This window comes from Bacillus kexueae, assembly GCF_022809095.1.
Lineage (GTDB): Bacteria > Bacillota > Bacilli > Bacillales > Aeribacillaceae > Bacillus_BZ > Bacillus_BZ kexueae.
In genome coordinates, this window is record NZ_JALAZE010000009.1 from 38541 (window position 1) to 60535 (window position 21995).

Sequence of the window (21995 nt, forward strand, 5' to 3'; positions counted from 1 at the left end):
TTTTAATGCGGTTTTAGAAGGAGTATAATAAATTTTGAAAAAGGCAGAATTTTTATTGATAGAAGGGGAGAGCGGGATGGAGAAGCTTTTTGAAAGTATGTACCAATTAATCGTTGAAACGTCCACGAACTTACCGAAAGACGTTCGTCGCGCGATCAAAAAAGCGAAAGAAAATGAAAATGCCGGAACGAGATCGGCTATGTCGTTAGCAACCATTTCCGATAACATTAAAATGGCGGATGACAACGTGTCACCTATCTGTCAGGATACAGGCTTACCAACGTTTAAAATTAAAGTTCCAGTTGGTGTGAATCAACTGAAAGTAAAGGAAGTTATTAAAGAAGCGATTGTAAAAGCGACAAAAGACGGAAAGCTTCGTCCGAACTCAGTCGATTCTCTAACGGGGGATAACTCTGGAGATAACTTAGGAATTGGCTTACCAGTTATTAAGTTTGAACAATGGGAAAAAGACTACATGGATGTTCGCCTTATTTTAAAAGGAGGCGGCTGTGAAAATAAAAACATTCAATATAGCCTTCCATGTGAATTAGAAGGCCTTGGACGTGCAGGACGCGATTTAGATGGAATTCGCAAATGTATTATGCACTCGGTCTATCAAGCACAAGGACAAGGTTGTTCGGCAGGATTTATCGGTGTTGGAATCGGGGGAGACCGCTCTTCTGGCTACGATTTAGCGAAAGAGCAACTTTTCCGCCGCGTCGATGACGTGAATCCGAATGAAGACTTACAAAAGCTTGAAGAATATGTAATGGAAAACGCGAATAAGCTTGGCATTGGAACGATGGGATTTGGTGGCGAAACGACGCTATTAGGATGTAAAATTGGCGCAATGCACCGTATCCCAGCAAGCTTCTTTGTATCTGTTGCCTACAACTGTTGGGCATTCCGTCGTTTAGGTGTTCACATTAATCCAGAGACAGGTGAAATTACTGAATGGCTCTATCAAGATGGAGAAGATGTAGATTTATCAAACGCTAAAGAAGAAGCAGCTGCAACTTCTGAATCAGAAAATCGCGTCGTACAGCTTCAAGCACCGATTACAGAAGAGCAAATTCGGGAGCTTAAAGTTGGCGATGTCGTTCAAATTAGCGGAATGATTTACACAGGACGCGATGCCATTCATAAATACTTAATGGATCATGACGCGCCTGTTGACTTGAATGGTCAAATTATTTACCATTGTGGACCAGTTATGCTGAAAGACGAAGAAGGCAACTGGGAAGTAAAAGCAGCGGGACCAACGACAAGTATTCGTGAGGAGCCTTACCAAGGTGACATTATGAAGAAGTTCGGCGTCCGCGCAGTGATGGGTAAAGGCGGAATGGGACCAAAGACGTTACAAGCATTAAAAGAGCATGGAGGCGTTTATTTAAACGCAATTGGTGGAGCGGCACAATATTATGCAGAGTGCATTAAGGGTGTTGAAGGTGTAGACCTTATGCAATTTGGAATCCCTGAAGCGATGTGGCATTTACGTGTTGAAAACTTTACAGCTGTTGTTACGATGGACTCCCATGGAAACAGCTTGCATGAAGACGTGGACAAGTCTTCCTTAGAAAAACTTGCACAATTTAAAGAACCGGTATTTAAATAAACGAAAAAAGTCGGCTTCGTGCCGGCTTTTTTATCTATCAATCCTGTAAAGGAATACCTTCTGCTTCACAACGTAGTTGGAAAAGATATTGTATTAGTACTGGTTCCGTTTTCATATTTTCCTTTAACTTTCGTAAAGATCGTTTCCCGACTCTCCGATCCATTAATGCTAAAATCTTAACGAGTCGGTCTGAAGAGTAAAGAGAAGTTTCAATGGAATTTCGGAAATAATGTTCAAGAGATGTAAAAAAATCATATTGAGCGTAAATGTCTTCTAATTTGGTTAAGTTATGAGCTTGTTCCCAAATGGCACGGTTTTGTGCTATGTCGTTGAAGTCATAAAAGTTAAGCTTGCGTTTTATCTCCCATGTTTTTCGATACTCCTGTGCTTCTGCTTTTAGTGTACACATATTCAAAACTTCCTTTTTATCCACAGTAATGACCGCTCTTCCTAATTGGTCATGCGCTCTTCGATAATTTATAATATGAAAATCGACACGATTTCTTAAAGCATCGCAAATAAAGCTCTGTAAATGTTTTTTTGCATTACTCCATTTCGGGTGATACAAAGTGATTCCTCCCTGTAAAAAATTACAAGAATATTTTATCACGAAGATTAAAAAAGTTCTTGTAATCATTACCAGTATGAACCGATTCAGTCGTTCAGACACTAATTAAAAAGTGTCTGATAGGAGGAACTGTTTTTGAAACGAATTGTCAGCGTTGTAAGCTTTTTAGCTCTCTTTTTCATGCTAACGACCACGAGTTTTGCCTATTCAAATGAACCGATTCATTGGGGGTTTAAAAAAAGCACAAATCATGAACCACCATTTGCTGGAACGTTAGATGCGATCGCGAATGAATACGGAGCCTATTACTTAGGTGATACAAGCAAAAAAGATGTGTATTTAACGTTTGATAACGGTTATGAAAATGGTTATACGAAAAAAGTGTTAGATGTCTTAAAAAAAGAAAACGTCCAGGCGACGTTTTTTGTAACAGGGCATTATTTAGAAAGTGAGCCGGAATTGGTGAAGCGAATGGTGAAGGAAGGTCATTTTGTCGGAAATCATTCGTGGAGTCACCCTGATTTAACGAAGGTAAGTGATGAAAAGCTGAAACAAGAGCTCGATTCCGTTAGCGAAAAGGTGGAGGAACTGACAGGGCAAAAGGGAACGGTTTATTTACGGCCACCGCGCGGGATCTTTAGTGAACGAACGCTCGCATTGTCTAAAAAATATGGGTATCAAACAATGTTCTGGTCTTTAGCTTTTGTCGATTGGAAAATTGATCAACAAAAAGGGTGGGAGTACTCTTATAACAACATGATGAAGCAGATTCATCCTGGATCCATTCTTTTGCTTCACACCGTTTCAAAAGATAACGCCGATGCGCTAGAAAAAGCTATCCAAGATTTAAAGAAGGAAGGCTATCGTTTTAAAAGCTTAGATGATTTTATGGTCGACAAAGAATTGATGCATCCGTATTTATTTTCGCTTTAGTTGGTATAACTGAAACCGGGCACAAATGACAGAGAGAAATGAGCGAAGAATGTAGGAATGATCATGAACTCCTTTGACTTTAGTCAAAGGTTTTTTTATAGTTACGGTAGAAATGGTGAAGGGTGGGATGAACATGTGGAAAAAAATAATTGAGGTGAATCCTCCTTATGATTTTGATGAATTACTAGATCGGTCCTCTTTAGATCCGTTACATAAAGTGGATGTGAATAACCGAATGATGCAGGTACCTCTTTATGATGAAGAGGGAAATCCGTTTGTTGCTACAGTTCAAGCGATTGGAACAACGGAAGCTCCTCGATTTGTAGTGAGCGGACAGAATGAATCACAGCAATCCCGTGCACTTATAGAATTAGAACGTATTTTTCAATGGAACCATTCGTTACAAGAAGTATATGACCATTTTAAACAAACGAACTTAGCAGCGCTTTTTCAACAACAGGCAGGTACGCCCTTTATGCTTGATTTCCACCTTTACGACTGTTTAATGAAATGCATTATTCACCAACAATTAAACTTATCGTTCGCATTTCAGCTTAGCTCGTCGTTTGCACAGACCTTTGGATTTGAAATCGATGGGGTATGGTTTTATCCAAGACCAAAAGATGTGGCCAAGTTATCGTATGAGGACTTACGAAAGATGAAGTTTAGCCAACGAAAAGCCGAATACGTCATTGACACGTCTCGACTCATCGCTAGCGGGGAGCTTCCACTTGACGAGCTACCGAATATGAGTGATGATGAAGTGATGAAAACGTTAGTAAAGGTTCGAGGAATCGGACCTTGGACGGTACAAAATGTTTTAATGTTCGGATTAGGACGACCAAACCTTTTCCCTGTTGCGGACATTGGCTTGCAAAACGCGATCAAAAGATACTTTGATTTAGAAAAAAAGCCATCGAAGGAAGAAATGGTGCAATACAGCAAAGAGTGGTCGCCTTATCAGAGCTACGCTTCTTTATATTTATGGAGAAGCATTGAAAAGAAACGGAGAGAAACAACATGAAGAAAGTCGTAACGATTCAAAAAGGCCAACAATTTCCTTTAACGATAAAACGTCTTGGGATTAATGGAGAAGGGGTTGGTTATTTTAAAAAGCAAGTCGTCTTCGTTCCTGGTGCATTACCAGGTGAAGAAGTCGTTGTAGAAGCGACAAACGTCCAGCAAAAGTTTGCCGAAGCAAAGATCCGTCGCTTTCGAAAAAAATCACCTCACCGCGTAAAAGCACCTTGTCCACATTATGGTGAGTGCGGAGGATGTCAGCTACAGCATTTAGACTATAGCGAACAGCTAAACCAAAAGCGAGATATTGTCATTCAGGCGCTTGAGCGACATACCAAACTTAATGTTGAAAAACTTGATATTCGTCCGACCATTGGAATGGAAGACCCGTGGCAATACCGAAACAAAAGTCAGTTCCAGTTGAAAGCGGTGAAAGGAAAAGTACTCGCAGGACTATACGGGGTCGATTCTCACCGTCTCGTATCTATTCAATCATGTATGGTCCAACATCCGTTAACAGACAAAGTCACACGAATTGTAAAAAACGTCTTAACGGACTTTAACATTCCAATTTATGATGAACGAAAACGGACAGGTCTTGTCAGAACCATCGTTGTACGAGCAGGTGTACAATCTGGACAAGTCCAAGTTGTCCTCATCACATCGAAAAAAGAATTGCCGCGTCAAAAATTATTAGCTGAAGAAATCATTAAACGTGCGCCAGAAGTCAAATCAATCATGCAAAACGTGAACGGCCAAAAAACATCGCTCATTTTCGGGGACGAAACATTTCACCTACATGGGGAAGAAGCCATTCAAGAAACGCTCGGTGACTTATCATTCGAACTTTCTGCCCGTGCATTCTTTCAATTAAATCCAACTCAAACCGTCAAGCTCTATGACGAAGTAAAAAAAGCGGCCCAACTAACCGGAAATGAAAAAATCGTCGATGCATACTGTGGCGTCGGAACGATTGGACTATGGCTTGCAGACGGAGCAAAAGAAATTCGCGGTATGGACGTCATCGAAGAATCCATCATTAATGCAAACGAAAATGCTCAAAAGCACGGCATTCAAAACGCTACCTACGTAACAGGAAAAGCTGAAAAATGGATGCCGAAATGGGTGAAAGAAGGCTGGCGCCCAGACGTCGTCGTCGTCGACCCACCGCGCACAGGCTGTGACGAAGCCTTCTTAAAAACAATCCAAAAAGTGAAACCGAAACGCTTTGTCTACGTTTCATGTAATCCATCCACATTGGCAAAAAACATTCAATATTTAGCCGATCAATATAAGGTGGAATATATTCAACCTGTCGATATGTTTCCGCATACGGCACATGTGGAGTGTGTTGTGCAGATGAAAAAAAATAAGGATTAACCTTCAGTTTTTGCAAATAGATGATTGCTTTTTTAGCCTTTTTTATAAAAGTTAACTGGAGCTTGTTAAAAGAGAAGGAAGGTCTATGGTAGGAAATTCACATTTTTTATCCCTCTATTTCTTTAGAATTAATTATTATTTAAAAACTGAAGTTTAATAAAATTTTAGATTTATCCTATGAAATAATATCTGAAACGAATTTTGATGAACTTAGTAGAAATTCCTTTAAGTAAATTGTTTTATTCCTTATAATAAGACATATGTGATTTTTAAGAATGTATGTTCTGTTGTTATTCGTAGATAATGGAATTTTAGGAGTGAAAATTAATGTCAGTGCGAAAACCTACTGTTATTGATATGTTTTCAGGATGTGGAGGGCTATCAAGAGGTTTTATGGATGCGGGCTATGAGATTTTGCTCGGAGTTGATAATGAGGCAATAGCTCTAAAAACATTTAAAGAAAACCATGGACAAGCAGAAGTCTTACAAGCAGACTTATTTGACCCGACTACAATTCTCGAGATGAAAAAAATTATTGGGAATAAGACGGTTGACTTAATAGTCGGAGGACCGCCATGTCAAGGTTTTTCGTTAACTGGACCAAGGAATGCTGATGATAAGAGGAATACACTATTTAAATCAATGGTAGAAGCTGCAAAAGTGTTTAGGCCACAAGCTTTTGTACTTGAGAATGTTCCTGGTCTTGCAACATTGTATAAAGGGAAGGTGAAGGATCAAATTATCGAAAGCTTTTCGAACTTAGGCTATAAGGTTAATTACCAAATATTATACGCACCTGATTATGGGGTACCTCAAATTCGTAAACGAATATTTTTTGTTGGTGTTAAAGGTGAAAAGACTTTTGTATTTCCAGAACCAACTCATTTTCCCCACGAATATATTACATGTGGAGATGCTATTAGTGATTTGCATGACAGAGATGGTGATAATCTTGGTGATGAAATTGATGAATATAAAAATAGGCCCTTTACTGATTATCAAAAACGGATGAGAGAAAAAACTTCTATTCTTTATAATCATGTAGGAACTAAGCATACTGATCATGTTAAGAATGTAATTTCTATGGTACCAGAGGGGGGGAACCATAAAGATTTACCTCCTGGAGTTGGGGAAAGTAGAAAATTTAATGAAGCTTGGACAAGATATCATAGCCAAAAACCTTCCAAGACAATTGATACTGGACACAGAAATCATTTCCACTATAAATATAATAGGGTTCCTACTGTACGAGAAAACGCACGATTACAAACTTTTACAGATGATTTTGTGTTCTTTGGAACAAAGACACAACAATATCGTCAAGTGGGAAATGCAGTCCCGCCATTATTGGGGTACCATATTGCAAAAAAATTGAAATCTTATTTAAAGATAGAGCAAGAAGTGTGATTATATGACGAAGTACAATGTGATAGATCTTTTTGCCGGCTGTGGCGGACTTTCAGATGGATTTAAAAAAACTGGAATGTATAATTTGTTAGCAGCAGTTGAATGGGAAAAAGCACCAGCGACTAATTTGATTAATCGTTTAGAAACGAAATGGGGAATAGCTGATGCTAGGGCACGTGTCTTAGTATTTGATATTCAGAGAACTAATGAATTATTCTCGGGCTGGAGTGATGATAAGATATATGGATCAAATCAGGGATTAGACAAACTTATAGGAGATAAAAAAGTCGATTTGATTATTGGTGGGCCGCCATGTCAAGCATATTCTCTAGCTGGACGTATTAGAGATGAGAATGGCATGAAAGATGATTATCGAAACTACTTGTTTGAAAGTTTTATAAAGGTTGTTAAAAAGTATCGTCCTAAAGCCTTTGTTTTCGAGAATGTTCAAGGAATGCTGAGTGCTAAACCCGGTGGAATTCCAGTAACTAAATTAATTAGAAAAGAGTTTGAAGAAGCAGGGTATATAATTGTTAACGATTTGAAAGAACATGCACTAATAGACTTTACGGAGTTCGGTATTCCACAAAAGCGAAATCGGGTTATTATATTAGCTCTACGAAAATCTTTGTTTAAATATCCAGAGAAAGTTCTCTTCGATTTTTATCATCGAGTATTACCGATGTATAAAGAAGATAAAAAAAGCACTGTAAAAGATGCAATTGGAGATCTTCCACCTTTATTGCCTGTAGATGAGGAGTATAAGCAGAATGGAAGGAAGTACTCACATACCCCCTGTGAATTTAAAATTCCAAACCACGAACCAAGGTACCATAGTCAAAGAGATATAGGAATTTTTAAACTTTTAACAGAGGATATTGAGCAAAGAACTTTTAATTATATCTCTACAGAAGCCTTAAAAAGACTGTATACAGAAAAAACAGGGAAAACATCTAATGTCCACAAATACTATGTCTTACGATGGAATGAACAAAGTAACACTATACCTGCACATTTATATAAGGATGGACTTCGACACATACATCCAGACTCTAGACAAGCACGCTCAATAACTGTTAGAGAAGCAGCACGACTTCAAACATTCGATGATGATTATGAATTTATCAGCAGTACTAGTGATAACTATAAGATGATTGGAAATGCTGTTCCCCCAAAATTTTCTGAAAAGCTTGCACTTGCTATATATAAAGTACTTGCAAATGGCTATGATGAATATTTACTTGAAGTAGGTAAAACTTATAGTGAAAAATAAAGTCGGCGACCAAATGTGGTCGTCTTTTTTTAGAGAATTTGTTAACATAATTGGTAGGAAATGAAAATGGGGGGCAATTAATGAGAAATAACGAGAGTTTATATTTTGATATATGGAGAAAAAAGAGCTTTAAAGAACTAATAAGAGCATATACCCAGACAGCGTATCTCTACAAAACTCATGAAGAAATGGTGGTTGGATTTGGAGAAATGTTAGATTTGTATGTTGAAGGGGGAAAGGGGAAGTATAGAGGCAGAGAAAAGCAGTGGTCAAGTGCATATACATTAGGGAGAGAGCTTGGCGTATTCAAAAGAAAGGTAGGAGAGGCTTACGAGCTATCTAACCTTGCTAAGGATTTTTTAAATAGTAAGTTACTTGCTAGTGAATATATGCTCAACTACCTACTAAACTTTAATCAGTTAATATGTGGACAAGTGGTACATCCACTTTATCAAGTTCTTATAGTAATGAAAGAAAATGGTGGTACAATCACTAAAGATAATATAATTAGTATTCCGGAATTTAATTTATCAGCTAAAACGGCTGATAATCAGAAGCAAATTGCTAACATATTTCTTCATAGAATGGTTGATGCTGAGATAATTGAATCTACAGAAGTAAGAGATAGGTATAGGTTAACAAATAGATGTGATATTAATGATTTAATTGAACATTGTAACATTTATAAAAAATCTGCTGAAGATTTTAAAGAAATGAAACATGAAGACTTTGTAGACATGTTAAGCAACCCTAATCCTTTAATTCGAATCTATAGACAAGGAGATATCTCAAAAAATGGATAATGTAGTCTTCGAAAATTTTATTATCTCTTTATTAGCTAAACCCTTTGTAATACTTACTGGTAATTCAGGAACAGGAAAAACAAGACTTGCACTAAATTTGGCTGAGTATCTAGAGGGTAGGGAAAATCATGATGACTCATGTTTTGCTATAGAGATCAATGAAAAGGGGTTAATATTGCATAAAAGTGAGGAAGAAATTCGAAATCTATGTGTTGACTCAAATGAGTTTGAAGCAAAGGTTGGTGACAAGTTTTTCAAAGTTAGAATTGAAATGAACGTACATGTAAAATGTGAGGATGATGAATTTTGGGAATTTGTAAAAAGTGGATTAACAAAAATTCGTTTAGGAAATGTAAGTTTCCCAAGGGAAAAAAGACATGTTTTGGTACCCGTTGGTGCAGACTGGACTGATTCACGAAACTTGCTTGGATTCGTAAATCCATTTGGTCAAGATGGAAAAACAGTATATCAGATTACTCCTATGGTGGAGTTGATATTAATGGCATTGCACCCAGATAATCATTATCTACCACATTTCGTAATATTAGATGAAATGAATTTGTCTCATGTAGAAAGGTATTTTAGCAAGTTTCTTTCTGCTATGGAGGCAAACAGAAGTACTTCAGTCGATAAAGGCATTACTTTAATAGATAAAAATCATTTACCAGTTATAGTAGATACCCTAAGAGAAAATAGTTTAGTTAATCCCAAAGTGCTAGAGAGTGCAGAGATATTGTTAGAAAATAACGATTATATTTCTTTGCCCCCTAATCTTTTTATTGTTGGGACCGTCAATGTTGATGAGACAACTTATATGTTCTCACCAAAGGTTTTAGATAGAGCTCATATCATTGAACTAGAAACAATACACCCTTTGAAGTTTTTTAGAGAACAATCCAGACAGAAATATACATTACCTGATGTAGGGACAGTGCTTAATCAATTCAAATTCTCAATAATTTATAGAAAACAAGAGCAACATGGGATTAATCCTCTTTCTAATTTAAAGAGTGTTTGGCAAGATGAACTCACTTATAATGAAGCTAAAAAACAAATCGAACAACTTCTTTCTGGGGTTTATAATATTCTAAAAATCTCTAATTTCGATTTCGGGTACAGAATCTTAAAGGAAACTATAGAATATCTATATTTTTCTATTTTATACAATAACTCATGTGAAAGATGGTTTGAGTATTTGGATAATATATTACTGCAGAAAATACTTCCAAAACTTCACGGAAATAGGAGACAAATAGATGATGTATTAGATTTATTAATAAAATTTTTGAATAAAGAAGAGTTTGAAAGTCCACATGTAAATATAAAAGTTAAAGAAGAATCAACAGGGTATCCTGCTAATATTGAAAGAGATATAATTAGAAACAAATTAGATTTTCCAAAGAGTATAGCTAAATTACAGAAGATGAGATCCAAGCTTAATAGTATAGGGTATACATCATTTATTAGTTAGGTGAATGAGTTATGCTTTCTTTAAATCAAATTAAAGTCAGTTGGCCAAATTCCAAACTGAGTTTAAAGATACAAAGAAAAAGTGGGAATGGTGGACTCGAGATTGAATTCGAAAATAAAAATATCTGCTATAATATCAATGCCTTACTGGAATCTAATCCTCAAAGGGAAGTTGTTCCACTAATGTCATACAATAAAAACTCATCTAGTTTGTTTCATCCTATAAAATTAAGAGAAGAAGAGACTTATATAGTGACGGTAACGATTCCAAAAAAGGAAGTAGGAAAGCAATCAGGCCCCTTCATAAATAGTTATGCAAGTAATTATATTAAATACCTACCTATAGATTATTGGCGTGAAATAGATATACAAGGAGAGGAATTCGTAGAAGTTATTGGTGAACTGAGAACTAAGAATTTTGTGGGTACTTTAGATTTATCTCTTGGAGTAACAGAAGTCTTTCTATGTGAGATTGCAGCGAGAAAAATAGATTATGAGAGAGATTATACATATTTTTTAAATGAGATTGCAGAGGAGTCCAGTAATTTACTGATGCAATTTGGTGGATTAACAAGAATAAATACTTCAAATGAAAATTTTCAATTTGAAGAATTTACTCAAATAATTCAGCTAAGAAGTATTATGAAGGAGCTACCTGAAGCCATTGAAAACGTACTTATCAATTTTCACAATAAACTCTATACTAGAGAGATGTGTGAACATATTGGGATTGGTAAATTACCAGACACAGATTTAATGGCTCAAAGGATTTACCAACTAGATTTAAATCCAGGGGGGATACTTTGTAAAAAATTAAATGGTTTTACTCCAGAAAGAATAATTACAACGGAAAAAAATGAAACCAATGACACACCTGAAAATAGGTATGTTAAAAACTTTATTGAAGAATTACACCATATTATTCAAAAGTTATACAAGAAATTAAAGCAGAAAATAAATATGGGGAATACACAGAAAATTTATTTGTTATATGAAATTGAGATTAGGAAATGGCTAGATATCTTAGAAGGTTTTCTTGGTCTAGTCGAATTTAGGGGGATTGGAAAAATGGAGTATTTCCCCTCTAATTCCCAAGTATTACAAAATAGATTGGGATACCAAGAAATACTAATGCTTGATTCACGAATTCAAAGTGGGCTGAAATTAAACTGGAATCCTTTAATGGCAGTCACAAAAGATGTTTATGTAAAGCCTGTTTACGAGTTATATGAAATTTGGTGTTTTTTTGTTCTACGAAATATTCTAAGGGATTTACTAGGTTCTGAAATAAAGACTTACAACTTATTTAGCAATAATAATATATTTAATTTTAATTTAAGAAAAGGCTCGTCTTGTGGGTTAGCTTTTAAATATGATGACACTATAGTTACACTCTTCTATAATAAAGAATTTAGCAGGAACACAAAAGATTTAAAGTCTTATTCACTGAGATTCAGACCTGACCTCACACTTCAATTTTCAAAAAAAGAGAGTAGTGAGGTTAAACATTTTATCCATTTTGATGCAAAGTATAAAATAGCTAACTTAAATAATATGGATTTAGAATCTAATTCAAGTAAAAAAGAAGACATAATTAAAATGCATGCCTATAAGGATGGAATAAATAATACTCTAGGTGCATATGTCCTCTATCCGGGGAATGAATTTTGTATTTATCAGGAAAGTGAAAGTGTTATACCTGGGATTGGGGCAATTCCATTGGCACCAAATGATTCAACAGCAAAAATAAATTTTAAATCCTTCATTTCAAAAATATTTTATGAAATTCAGGTTTAATTTATTGTCTATACAAATTATTCTAAGTGACTTTTCGATATATAAGCAACAATTCTTGCAGGTGTATTTACTTGCATGGTGCCTATCTTACATTAGTTTTAAACTTAGAGGATAGGCACTGTAATATTTTACAAATAATCCCCCCTAGTCCTTCCGCCCCACTACCTAAAAAAAGTGATAATCCAAATGTAATATTCTGAATATTTTTAATGTTATATTTTTCTAATCGTAATATAATCTTTGTGGAATCCTTTTAGGGATATCTTGATCACAAAGGGGTGTAAAAGGTTGAGGCAGTGCGGTAAGAGGATTGGGTTTTTGTTGTTGGTTGTTTTCTTATGTTTGGCGTTTGTGGGTTCACCGAGTTATGCAGGGAGTTTGATTAAGAAGGGGGAAGAAGGGCAACCGGGTACGTGGTACATAGGGGATACACCTCCGGGTGGTGGTACGGATTTGCCGGTTTTGCTTTTTGTTCACGGGTTAAATAGTTCGGCCAAAACTTGGTATGAAGACAATGATATGTATCAAATAGCTTACAACAATGGGTATCAGACGGCATTTATCGATTTATACGGAACAAGAAATATGTGGGACAACGGGAGTTTGTTAGCGGAGAAGATTGAGGAGATTTATCAATACTTCGGTAGAAAATTAGTTCTAGTTACGCATAGTAAAGGTGGAATTGATACGCAATCAGCGCTCGTTCACTACAATGCTCATCCTTATGTATCCAATGTGATTACGCTAGGAAGTCCGCATAAAGGGTCGCAGTTAGCCGACTTAGCGTATAGTAGTTGGGCAAGTTGGTTATCCGATATTCTTGGGCAAAAGAGTGATGCGACGTATTCTTTGCAAACGGGTTATATGAGTTATTTTCGTTCGGTGACAGATGAGCATGCGAATGTGAATAAAAACAAGTACTATACGTTTGCAGGGAAGGATTGGGGTAGCTTTGGCTCCTCGTTATATTGGGGTGGATTATATTTATCATCCTACGGAAGTAATGACGGCGCGGTTGTCGTGAGTCATGCGTATTTACCGAACGGTACGATGGTACGCGTTGATTCTTCTTGGAATCACTCCTCAATCAAGTCAGGATCGGAAACATTTCAATGGTTTCAGCCGTATTTAACTCTAAATCAAACAAGTTCTGCCCAATCATTTGTAAGCGCTTCCTTAACGGGTGGAGCTGAAACAGAAAGCGATATGGTCGTTCGTGGTGGAGAGTATGTACTTGGCGCGGCTACGGAAACATTTTCGGTTGAAAAAGATGTCGATCGTCTCTCCATTGACTGGATGAGTGCTGAGCCTGTTAACCAGATTGAAGTAATCGATGCACAAAACAAAAAGCAAATCGTACAAGTCAAAAGCTTCCGAGACAATCAATTCTTTAAAGGGGCTTGGCACAATGTCATTCAATTAAATAATCCGAAACCTGGCAAATGGACCATTCATTCAACATCAGCGAAAGAAAATGCCTTCTTACTAACGGTTAACTATGAGACAAAGAAACAAGAAAAAGTAAAATTGAAGAAATCCAACCATAAAGACAAGTGGAAAGTGGAAGTACCAAGTAAAAACGTGAAGAAAAACAAACTGAAAATGAAAGTAAACGTTGAGGCCTTGTCAGAGACAAAACCAGCGCAAAAAATCGCTCGAAAAGAATTAAAAGCAACGGATGAAATTCATCTTCCAGAGATTCAAGGAGAAGGTATATACAATGTTACGATTGATTTAGAAGGTGAAGATGTATCTGGTCAGCCATATGAACGCACGATCATTAAATCGATTTATGTAGATAAAAACGGCAACCACTATTAATAAAAAAGCCCTGAATATACTGGTGCATCCAGTTTTATTCAGGGTTTAATGTTTAGTTAGATGGCCTCTACATACTTTCTTCGCGTCAATTCATCGTACAGGAAGAAGAGTGCAGAACAAATAACCGCAGGAAGAAATGAAGTTAACATTCCAAGTCCAATGTGAATCAATCCAGAAAGCCAAAAGCGAACTTTCGGAAATCTTATAGAGATAAACTCGGCGAAAACCGAAGCGAGTAAGCCATAGGTGTAAACACCGATAACAGTAAAAAAGAACAGTGGAATAACAAAGGCAAGAACATTAGAGTTGTATTCAAACATCGAATATATAACAGTTCCAAAGGTGTAAGTAACAGCTGTATAGAAAGCGACTTTTAACTTTCTGAAACGTTCTTTTAATACCAATTCTCTAACGTTTGGAAATAAAAAAGCGATTGACACCGTAGAAAGTAAAACTTTAAAAAAAGTTGGAATTGTCGAGAGCCAATTGATAATTAAAACAAAAACGATTGAGATGATAAGAATGAATGAATTCTTTTTAGCCATGTTAGTCCACCTCTCCTTTCGTTCAGTATACATCATTTTTTGGTAGAGGATGGAAGGGTTTTTCATATCCGTGTTGAAATGGTAAAGATTGAGGAAATCGCTTTAAGGAGTGCCATTTTTTTTTATGAATTTACAACCTTTTTTCCATGACACGGTGAGAGAAGTGGTTGAATTAAGCCCAGGGTATGACAATCATGCTAGTGATGTATGGTTGGTTAAAACAGACAAGGAAGAGGTCATCGTTCGGTCATCGCGAATGAAAGAAGAGCCTCATAATGACTTTTGGTGGGGATGTAAACGCCTTTTTGGTATTGATCCAAGGGAAGTACACAACTTACAATTTGTGAACAATCGCTTGAGAGAAATTAGTTCTATACCAATTCCAAAAGTTGTTCATAAGTGGGAAATCGAAAGACAATATATCGCTGTTGAAAAGCTAGATGGAAGTATGATTACTAGTTTCATTGGTCAACCATCTTCATTATTGCAAAGTTTAGGTGAAGGGTTAGCGCGCATTCATCAAGTTCAGTGTGATTATGTTGGGAATGCGAAAGGAACATTTAAAGTGAACCTTGAACAGTTTCATGAGCATTTGATTCATGGAATGACTGAGATTGTGGAGAAATTCCATTTCCATAACGATAAATTGAAACAAAAACTACCAGAGATGATAGAAAAGGTGAAAAAGCTACAAACCCCAAAATCTTCCACGTTTGTTCTTGTTGATATGGATCCGACTCAGTTTTTATCCAACGGTTCGATTATCACAGGGTTAGTTGATACAGAAGCCTATGTTATCGCTCCACGAGAATTTGACTTCATTGGAATTGAGTATCTTTTGGATGAAGAGGCGGTAACGGAATTTAAACGAGGGTATAAGCGTGTGATGGAACTTCCTTCTTTAGAATTGTGCCGAGAGCCTTATCGTTATCTATATCGATTGTTAGCGGTTCAAGGGCGTGTAGATGTAGAGGAATGGTTGAATTTCAAAAAACTATTTTAAGTAGAAAGGGAGAGATGACAAGGTGAAAGCGAATGTTGCACTTCAAATGTATACGTTGCGAAATGAGTGTGAAAAAGATTTCGTCGGGACACTACAAAAAGTAGCGGAACTTGGATATCAAGGAGTTGAATTTGCGGGGTATTACGAAATGCAAGCAGAAGAATTAAAGTCCGTTCTAGAGGATTTTGGGCTTGCAGCTGTATCAAGCCATATTCCTTTTTCGTCCTTAGAAGATAATTTAAAGGAAATGATCAACTATCAACAAACAATCGGCAGTACAAAAATGGTTTGTCCATATATTGAACCTGAAACGGTGCAAAAAGAAGAAGATTTTTATCGGTTTATCCAACGCTTAAACCAAATTGGTCAAATCTGTTATGAAGAAGGCCTAACATTATGTTACCACAATCATGATTTCGAACTGGTTTCGTTGTCCAATGGGAAAACAGCCCTTCAGACACTTTTGGATGAAACCAACCCTGAGTGGGTCAAGGCTGAGCTTGATATTTATTGGCTTACACATGCAGGGCATATCCCTTCAGAGTGGATGAAGCGATATGAAAATCGTACCCCACTCATTCATTTAAAAGATATGACAACAGATGGGCAAAAGGATTTTGCAGAGTTAGGTACTGGAGGGGTTGATTTACATTCGGTTCTCGCTCAAGGAGATGCTTCAAACGTAGAGTGGTGGATTGTGGAGCAAGATAAAAGCCGCCGTTCGCCACTTGAGAGTGTGGAGATGAGTATGAATCATTTAAAAGGGTTAAAAATTTTATCTTAAAACGAAGTGACTGTACGGTAGTTTCTAATTGGTTTTCATTGTTTACAAGATTTGAAGCAGTAGAATGAACAACATACAGGGTTTCATGTATTCCCTCCTCGTTCTTACAGCGTGAGGAGGGAACTATCTGTATGATGTAAGTGTACATCTTCTGATTTATGTTGATAAATACCACTTAATTAACGCTTGCGTTCCGCTGTTTTCTTCTCCTTGATTCGCCAATTCATCGTATAAAGATTTAGCCAGTTCAAGTCCTGGAGTTTGAAGTCCCATTTCTTTCGCGGATTCAAGCGCAATGGACATATCTTTAATGAAGTGTTTAATGTAAAATCCCGGTGAGTAATCTTCCTTGATCATTCGCGGTACAAGATTGCTTAAAGACCAGCTTCCAGCCGCTCCTGATTCAATGCTTTTTAGCACGTTTTCAGGTTGGAGTCCGACTTTTTTGGCGTAGGCAAGGGCTTCACAAACGCCCATCATATTCGAGGCGATGGCAATTTGGTTACACATTTTCGTATATTGTCCGCTCCCAGCTTCTCCTTGAAAGACGATGTTTTTTCCTAATGCTTGAAAGATTGGTTGAATGGTATGAAAAGCTGTTTCATCACCACCAACCATAATGGCTAAAGTTCCTTCTCTCGCACCGATATCTCCCCCAGATACTGGAGCATCCAAAGCATGAAGGGAGTGAGAGGCTGCGATTTCATAAATTTGTTTCGCAAGAGAAGGTTTGGATGTCGTCATATCAATGAGGTATGTACCAGCTTTGGCATTTTGAACGATGCCTCCTTCGCCCAAATACACTTCTTCTACATCTTTTGGATATCCAACCATTGTGATAACTACATCTACTTGATTAGCTAAGCTTGCAATGGAATCCACCCATGTAGCGCCTTCTGTTAATAAGTCTTCTGCTTTTTCTTTTGTTCTCGTATAAATACGCACATCATATCCATGTGCTAACAAACGGCGTACCATACTTTTTCCCATTACGCCTGTTCCGATAAAACCAACGATTTGGTTCATCCGCTCAACACCTTTCTTTAAATAACATCGAGATTGTAAGAGATAACCTCTTTTGTTCATCATCGTATACCGTAAAAGTCTCGTTGTAAATACCGATTGAATTAGGAAAGGTAAGTGTCTTTCATTGGTATAATGAAAAAAAGAGGATGGGGGGAAATCGATGAAAAAGATTAGAAAGATAAAAGTTTGGCAATATGCTAAATTTCAAAGTGTTGTAATGGCATTAGTTGGGGTTGTAGCGGGGATGTTATATGCCTTGATCGGAGCGATTTATGATGCTACAACTGGTAACCTCAGTCACGGGACGGCTCTTGCCTTTTTAGCGATACCCATTATGCCTTTCTACTTCGCCGCTTTTGGATTCGTCTCAGCACTCATTGGGGCAATCCTTTTTAATCGTTTTGCGAAATGGATTCGCTTTAAAAATATTGATTTTGAACAATAGACTTCACTAAATGATCTTAGACAGACACCACTAGTTGATTAGCCCATAAAATAAGATGACGAAAGCTATGGGAGAAATGGGGCTTAATCATGTATCGAAATCATCCGCAAATCGTTGCTTTTGCTAGAGGAGATGTGACAGGAGATCGAGTGCCAGACCGAGTTTATTTAGTTGGAACGAAAACATCAGATAGTCCATTTATTCAACAAATAACGTTAGTCGTGCAAGATGGGAAAGCTGGTCAAGTGACAACCGTTCCCCTTAAGGAAAATGTCGGTTACAATCCAACATTGTTTCTAGGCGACTTTACTGGAGATGGAATTAAAGATATTCTCATCAGTATTGCGACAGGTGGAAGTGGCGGTATCATGAATGAATATATTTATTCATTTGTACACAATCAACCGCGCTTGCTGTTCGATTCAAGTGTATATAATAAAGCTTATAAATATGAGGTAACGTATTTAGATGACTATAAGGTACAAGTGGTGAGCAAACGAAATGAGCTAACCTATCTGATTGACATATCGTTGAGAGACCCGTCATATTTGAACGAGATTTATGATCAAAATGGAAAGTTGCTTCAACCGATAACAGGGTTCGTAAACCCGCTAAGTGGTTTATATCCCGTTGATTTTGACGGGAACCAAGTTTATGAATTATTGATATATCAGAAAATAGCCGGAAGGTATAATGCCGATTCACTGGGTTATGTCTTAAATACATTAGGATGGAAAGAGAATCGGTTTGCTTTACAAAATCAAAACGTTGCGATTTTTGGAAATTCCGAATGATAACTCAATATTTGTCTACTCCGTTTGCACAAAAAAGGGAAGATTAGCAGAAAAGAAGAAGTTATGACTAGTTTTTAGAACCTTTGTCGAATAGCAGGAAATTCCATCTATCTCCCGAGAATGTAAGAGGTAAGGATTAACATTCGAGGGGTGAATAAGGTGGAGGGGAAGAAATTAACCATTTCAAGGGCTGCAAGGATGCTTGGGGTGACGACACATATTTTAAAAAAGTGGGAAACAGCGTTTTCTCCGTTTTTAATGGTGTTACGGGATGAGGAAAATGCGCGGATTTATACGGAAGAAAGTATGGATATCCTCCGTCTTATTAAAGAAATGAAAGACAAAGGATTGGAAGATGTCACGATCCATCAAGAGTTGGCACAGTTGAAGGCAGAAAGTGAAAAAGAAGAACCGGTAATGGATCAGGAAGAGATTCCAGAAGTGTATAATGTTTCGGCTACGTTAGAAAAAATAGAAAAATATTTATTGGATAAAGAAAGAGAAAGAGACGAATGGGCTCAGCTTGAATCTCGCTTCAAACATTTGGAGAAAAGTTTAGTCGAGCAATTCCATGAATTTATGAATGGAAGGGCAGAAACGGCATCGTCCGTTGAGGAGAATAATCTCAAGCCTGAAATTGCTGAAGTAGAGGATGAAGTGGAAGCAGTTCATGAAGAAAAAGAGGAAGAGGAATGTCCGAAAGAACGTGAAGAAATGCAAAAGTTTATTCAAAAACGAGAAGAGCGTTTCGTTGCATTCGTTCAACAACATCAGCGCCGAAAAGAAAATAAGGCGAAACAGCGGAAAACAAGAAGAAGTATATTTAAAAACTTCATGGAAACGGCTAAATAGAGTTAATGAGTTCATCATTAGCTCTTTTTTATTGTCAATAACTTTAGGTGGTAGGCGACGGTAGAGAAGTTAAAACTAGATAGGTCTTCCATAAGGAAAGTGCTCGATGTCACATTTAATCGTATAAACAAAATATTTTTAAAAAACTCCTCAGTTCAATGACCGAGGAGTTTTTAATTTAAGGATGTTCGTGAAAAGCTTCTGCTTTTGTTCGATGCACAGTCCCACGTGGATGCTCCGGTGGGGCGTAAATAGCATACAACTTTAATGGCCGGTGCCCAGTATTAATGACATTATGCCATTTACCAGCAGGAACCATAATGGCCGAGTCATCGAATACAGGTTGTTGATAGTTTAAGTTTTCTTTTCGGTCACCCATTTGAACAATTCCTTGCCCCTCTTCAATACGAATGAATTGATCAACAGTTGGATGAACTTCTAATCCAATATCATCCCCAGGATTAATACTCATTAACGTTACTTGTAAATGTTCACCTGTCCATAAAGCTGTTCGATAATTACGATTTTGGATTGTCGCTTCGTTAATATTTATGACAAATGGATTGGGACCATAATCTTTTAATTTTGGTAGAGAACTTGGTGTAGGTGAGTTATAAGGTTGTGAATGGAAAAAATAAGGTGACGGATATGGAGGATATCCAGAATATAAGGGCATCGGAACATAACATGGTGGAGGACATGCTGGATAAACGTGACGCATCATCATCATCCCTTCTAAAGTAGTCTCCTGTTTAAAGTTATGCTTTGAATGTTTCCATTCATTACAAATCTTTTAGAAAATCGAGATTATGAGAGCTTGTTCATAATTTGTTCATCAATTCTTCCGGGATTGTTAAAATTCATCGTTTGATTTGTCATAGTGTTGCCATATTTACTGTCTATACTATGAAGTGTAAGCAAGATCATCAAACAAACATTGGGAGGATGATGAGAATGAAAAAGAAAACAATGGGCTTTGTATTATCAGGTGCATTAGCTTTAGGTGTTTTGGCCGTAGGACCAACTATTACAGGAGCAGAAGAAACGACTGACTCACAAACGACAGTAGAAGAAGGCGCCTTTAGCTTCCATGGAAAAGGAGAACATAAAGGGTTTGGTCATAAAGGAAAAGGTCATGGCGGAAAAGGATTCGGACTATTCAGTGGTGGTATGAAAGATGGTGCATCACTACTAGAGGATATCGAAGGTTATGACATCGAAACGGAAGGGAAAACGATTCGAGAAGTAAAAAAAGAAGTGGCTGAATTAAAAGTGAAAGAAGCAGCGGCTGAGCTAGGCATTGAGACTGAAGGAAAAGATGTAAAGGAATTATTCAAAGAAGTTGCGGAAGCAAAGTTAGAAGAGGAAGCGAATGAATTAGGGATTGAAACGGAAGGAAAAGAACTGAAAGACTTGAAGAAAGAAGTTTTTGAGGCGAAAGTATTAGCGGAAGCTTCAGAATATGGTATCGAAACGGAAGGTAAAGAGGTAAAAGACGTAGCAAAAGAATTACATGAAGAAAAACTTGTTGAGAAAGCACAAGAGCTAGGCATTGAAACAGATGGCGTGGAGCACTCCGAATTACGTGAGCTTGTTCAGGAAGCAAAAGTATTAGAAGCAGCAACCGAATTAGGTATTTCAACGGATGGTAAAACAACAGATGAAATAAAAGAAGAAGTTCGTGAAGCGAAGAAGGCACAATTTGAAGAGTTAGGAATTGTCTTCCCTGAAAAGGAAGAAGCAACAGATGAAAGTGATAGTGAAACTCTTTAATTAAAACGGTACGAAATGAGCCTCTAAGGAACATTAACCTTGGAGGCTTTCAAAATGCTAAAAACGTATCCTGCAACTGAAAAAAGTTTATTGATATGTTGAGAGATACGTGGATTTTCTAACTTACAACTGAAAAAAGTAAAGTGGTAAGTCAATAAAATAATTTCTTCACAAAAATCCTTTTCATCTGTAAAATACATATAAACAGATGAGAAAGGTTGGGATTAGGATGGGACACACAATGACTTCGATCCCACGTCCGTTAGTTCGGGTTAATCAGTGGTTTATTGTGATAGCAGTTGTATTTACATGGATGACAGGGATGGAATGGTTCCTGTTGCTTCCATTTGTAGCTGGATTATTGGGATTGTTGTTTCATTATCATCCGGTGATGCGCTTTGCGAAGCTTTTCTTACGTAAGAAGCCGAGTGATTATATTCCAGAGGACTATGCACAACAGCAGTTTAATCAATGCATTGCAGTTATTTGTTTAGGCATTGGATATTTTGCGTTTGTATCGGGAGCTGAAACACTCGGATATGTTATGACCATCATGGTTTTTCTCGCTGCATTTATAGCAATTTTAGGCTTTTGTGTTGGATGCTTTATTCGCTATCAGTGGATTCAATTCCGCCATCGTCATTTATCCAAGTCATAATAGGACTAACAAAAATTAAGGGGACTGT

The 21995-nt window shown here is 37.2% G+C and carries 21 protein-coding genes; 17 read left to right on the forward strand and 4 right to left on the reverse strand.

The annotated features are described in order from the left end of the window. The first annotated feature begins 76 nt into the window (after positions 1-76). Positions 77-1615: a fumarate hydratase gene (locus ML543_RS13825; RefSeq protein ID WP_243388105.1), complete on the forward strand. Its 1539-nt coding sequence runs from the start codon at positions 77-79 to the stop codon at positions 1613-1615. A gap of 37 nt (positions 1616-1652) precedes the next feature. On the opposite strand, the gene ML543_RS13830 is transcribed toward ML543_RS13825, so the two are convergent. Next, positions 1653-2183 carry an SF0329 family protein gene (locus tag ML543_RS13830; protein WP_243388016.1) on the reverse strand — a complete coding sequence of 177 codons (531 nt, stop codon included), beginning with the start codon at positions 2181-2183 and terminating at the stop codon, positions 1653-1655. Between the two features lie 180 nt (positions 2184-2363). Here ML543_RS13830 and pdaA point away from each other — a divergent pair, with 180 nt between their 5' ends. The 9 genes from pdaA to ML543_RS13875 all read left to right on the forward strand — a co-directional run bounded on the left by pdaA (position 2364) and on the right by ML543_RS13875 (position 14087). Then, on the forward strand, positions 2364-3116 hold the full coding sequence (gene pdaA / locus ML543_RS13835) for a delta-lactam-biosynthetic de-N-acetylase (protein ID WP_419095389.1): 753 nt from the start codon (positions 2364-2366) through the stop codon (positions 3114-3116). Positions 3117-3249: 133 nt separating this feature from the next. Beyond that, entirely contained in the window at positions 3250-4140 is an 891-nt protein-coding gene (locus ML543_RS13840) for a DNA-3-methyladenine glycosylase family protein (RefSeq protein WP_243388018.1), read from the forward strand. Next, positions 4137-5516 carry a 23S rRNA (uracil(1939)-C(5))-methyltransferase RlmD gene (gene rlmD / locus ML543_RS13845; RefSeq protein WP_243388019.1) on the forward strand — a complete coding sequence of 460 codons (1380 nt, stop codon included), beginning with the start codon at positions 4137-4139 and terminating at the stop codon, positions 5514-5516. The genes ML543_RS13840 and rlmD overlap by 4 nt, the downstream gene beginning before the upstream one ends. Before the next feature lie 327 nt (positions 5517-5843). Beyond that, positions 5844-6923, forward strand: coding sequence for a DNA cytosine methyltransferase (locus tag ML543_RS13850; RefSeq protein ID WP_243388020.1), 1080 nt, complete (start codon positions 5844-5846; stop codon positions 6921-6923). Positions 6924-6927: 4 nt separating this feature from the next. Further along, positions 6928-8196 (forward strand): DNA cytosine methyltransferase, encoded by a 1269-nt coding sequence (locus ML543_RS13855; RefSeq protein ID WP_243388021.1) that lies wholly within the window; start codon positions 6928-6930, stop codon positions 8194-8196. An 80-nt stretch (positions 8197-8276) separates the two neighbouring features. Further along, positions 8277-8999 (forward strand): hypothetical protein, encoded by a 723-nt coding sequence (locus ML543_RS13860; protein WP_243388022.1) that lies wholly within the window; start codon positions 8277-8279, stop codon positions 8997-8999. Continuing rightward, complete coding sequence (locus tag ML543_RS13865; protein WP_243388023.1) at positions 8992-10470, forward strand: hypothetical protein; 1479 nt, start codon at positions 8992-8994, stop codon at positions 10468-10470. The genes ML543_RS13860 and ML543_RS13865 overlap by 8 nt, the downstream gene beginning before the upstream one ends. A gap of 11 nt (positions 10471-10481) precedes the next feature. Further along, positions 10482-12266 (forward strand): DUF2357 domain-containing protein, encoded by a 1785-nt coding sequence (locus ML543_RS13870; protein WP_243388024.1) that lies wholly within the window; start codon positions 10482-10484, stop codon positions 12264-12266. A 318-nt stretch (positions 12267-12584) separates the two neighbouring features. Further along, positions 12585-14087, forward strand: coding sequence for an esterase/lipase family protein (locus ML543_RS13875; protein WP_243388025.1), 1503 nt, complete (start codon positions 12585-12587; stop codon positions 14085-14087). A 56-nt stretch (positions 14088-14143) separates the two neighbouring features. Here the strand turns inward: ML543_RS13875 and ML543_RS13880 are convergent, their stop codons facing one another. Continuing rightward, positions 14144-14632: a hypothetical protein gene (locus ML543_RS13880; protein ID WP_243388026.1), complete on the reverse strand. Its 489-nt coding sequence runs from the start codon at positions 14630-14632 to the stop codon at positions 14144-14146. Between the two features lie 124 nt (positions 14633-14756). Between ML543_RS13880 and ML543_RS13885 the strand changes: the two genes are divergently transcribed. Together ML543_RS13885 and ML543_RS13890 are read left to right on the forward strand one after the other, a co-directional pair. Next, positions 14757-15635, forward strand: a complete 879-nt coding sequence (locus ML543_RS13885) for a phosphotransferase (protein ID WP_243388027.1) — start codon at positions 14757-14759, stop codon at positions 15633-15635. Positions 15636-15681: 46 nt separating this feature from the next. Next, the gene (locus ML543_RS13890; protein ID WP_243388106.1) at positions 15682-16419 is read left to right on the forward strand and encodes a sugar phosphate isomerase/epimerase family protein; all 738 of its coding nucleotides are present in this window, start codon (positions 15682-15684) and stop codon (positions 16417-16419) included. Positions 16420-16575: 156 nt separating this feature from the next. Here ML543_RS13890 and ML543_RS13895 read toward each other — a convergent pair whose 3' ends face one another. After that, positions 16576-17505 carry an NAD(P)-dependent oxidoreductase gene (locus tag ML543_RS13895; protein ID WP_279326687.1) on the reverse strand — a complete coding sequence of 310 codons (930 nt, stop codon included), beginning with the start codon at positions 17503-17505 and terminating at the stop codon, positions 16576-16578. 100 nt (positions 17506-17605) lie between these two features. On the opposite strand from ML543_RS13895, the gene ML543_RS13900 reads away from it, so the two are divergent. The 3 genes from ML543_RS13900 (at position 17606) to ML543_RS13910 (ending at position 19536) form a co-directional block, all read left to right on the forward strand. Beyond that, entirely contained in the window at positions 17606-17890 is a 285-nt protein-coding gene (locus ML543_RS13900; protein WP_243388029.1) for a hypothetical protein, read from the forward strand. A gap of 89 nt (positions 17891-17979) precedes the next feature. Continuing rightward, positions 17980-18684, forward strand: coding sequence for a VCBS repeat-containing protein (locus tag ML543_RS13905; RefSeq protein WP_243388030.1), 705 nt, complete (start codon positions 17980-17982; stop codon positions 18682-18684). A 159-nt stretch (positions 18685-18843) separates the two neighbouring features. After that, positions 18844-19536: a MerR family transcriptional regulator gene (locus ML543_RS13910; protein ID WP_243388031.1), complete on the forward strand. Its 693-nt coding sequence runs from the start codon at positions 18844-18846 to the stop codon at positions 19534-19536. 178 nt (positions 19537-19714) lie between these two features. On the opposite strand, the gene ML543_RS13915 is transcribed toward ML543_RS13910, so the two are convergent. After that, on the reverse strand, positions 19715-20260 hold the full coding sequence (locus ML543_RS13915) for a cupin domain-containing protein (RefSeq protein WP_419095390.1): 546 nt from the start codon (positions 20258-20260) through the stop codon (positions 19715-19717). Between the two features lie 230 nt (positions 20261-20490). On the opposite strand from ML543_RS13915, the gene ML543_RS13920 reads away from it, so the two are divergent. Beyond that, the gene (locus ML543_RS13920; protein WP_243388033.1) at positions 20491-21309 is read left to right on the forward strand and encodes a hypothetical protein; all 819 of its coding nucleotides are present in this window, start codon (positions 20491-20493) and stop codon (positions 21307-21309) included. A 241-nt stretch (positions 21310-21550) separates the two neighbouring features. Beyond that, on the forward strand, positions 21551-21967 hold the full coding sequence (locus tag ML543_RS13925; protein ID WP_243388034.1) for a DUF4395 domain-containing protein: 417 nt from the start codon (positions 21551-21553) through the stop codon (positions 21965-21967). Positions 21968-21995 lie beyond the last annotated feature (28 nt).

Bases quoted from the DNA above. Each gene is read 5' to 3' on its own strand.
- ML543_RS13840 (WP_243388018.1), top strand. From the start codon at position 3,250: ATGTGGAAAAAAATAATTGAGGTGAATCCTCCTTATGATTTTGATGAA.
- ML543_RS13885 (WP_243388027.1), top strand. From the start codon at position 14,757: ATGAATTTACAACCTTTTTTCCATGACACGGTGAGAGAAGTGGTTGAA.
- ML543_RS13900 (WP_243388029.1), top strand. From the start codon at position 17,606: ATGAAAAAGATTAGAAAGATAAAAGTTTGGCAATATGCTAAATTTCAA.
- ML543_RS13850 (WP_243388020.1), top strand. From the start codon at position 5,844: ATGTCAGTGCGAAAACCTACTGTTATTGATATGTTTTCAGGATGTGGA.
- ML543_RS13895 (WP_279326687.1), bottom strand. From the start codon at position 17,505: ATGAACAAAAGAGGTTATCTCTTACAATCTCGATGTTATTTAAAGAAA.
- pdaA (WP_419095389.1), top strand. From the start codon at position 2,364: ATGCTAACGACCACGAGTTTTGCCTATTCAAATGAACCGATTCATTGG.
- ML543_RS13855 (WP_243388021.1), top strand. From the start codon at position 6,928: ATGACGAAGTACAATGTGATAGATCTTTTTGCCGGCTGTGGCGGACTT.
- ML543_RS13860 (WP_243388022.1), top strand. From the start codon at position 8,277: ATGAGAAATAACGAGAGTTTATATTTTGATATATGGAGAAAAAAGAGC.
- ML543_RS13915 (WP_419095390.1), bottom strand. From the start codon at position 20,260: ATGATGCGTCACGTTTATCCAGCATGTCCTCCACCATGTTATGTTCCG.
- ML543_RS13880 (WP_243388026.1), bottom strand. From the start codon at position 14,632: ATGGCTAAAAAGAATTCATTCATTCTTATCATCTCAATCGTTTTTGTT.
- ML543_RS13920 (WP_243388033.1), top strand. From the start codon at position 20,491: ATGAAAAAGAAAACAATGGGCTTTGTATTATCAGGTGCATTAGCTTTA.
- ML543_RS13925 (WP_243388034.1), top strand. From the start codon at position 21,551: ATGACTTCGATCCCACGTCCGTTAGTTCGGGTTAATCAGTGGTTTATT.
- ML543_RS13825 (WP_243388105.1), top strand. From the start codon at position 77: ATGGAGAAGCTTTTTGAAAGTATGTACCAATTAATCGTTGAAACGTCC.
- ML543_RS13905 (WP_243388030.1), top strand. From the start codon at position 17,980: ATGTATCGAAATCATCCGCAAATCGTTGCTTTTGCTAGAGGAGATGTG.
- ML543_RS13890 (WP_243388106.1), top strand. From the start codon at position 15,682: ATGTATACGTTGCGAAATGAGTGTGAAAAAGATTTCGTCGGGACACTA.
- rlmD (WP_243388019.1), top strand. From the start codon at position 4,137: ATGAAGAAAGTCGTAACGATTCAAAAAGGCCAACAATTTCCTTTAACG.
- ML543_RS13870 (WP_243388024.1), top strand. From the start codon at position 10,482: ATGCTTTCTTTAAATCAAATTAAAGTCAGTTGGCCAAATTCCAAACTG.
- ML543_RS13865 (WP_243388023.1), top strand. From the start codon at position 8,992: ATGGATAATGTAGTCTTCGAAAATTTTATTATCTCTTTATTAGCTAAA.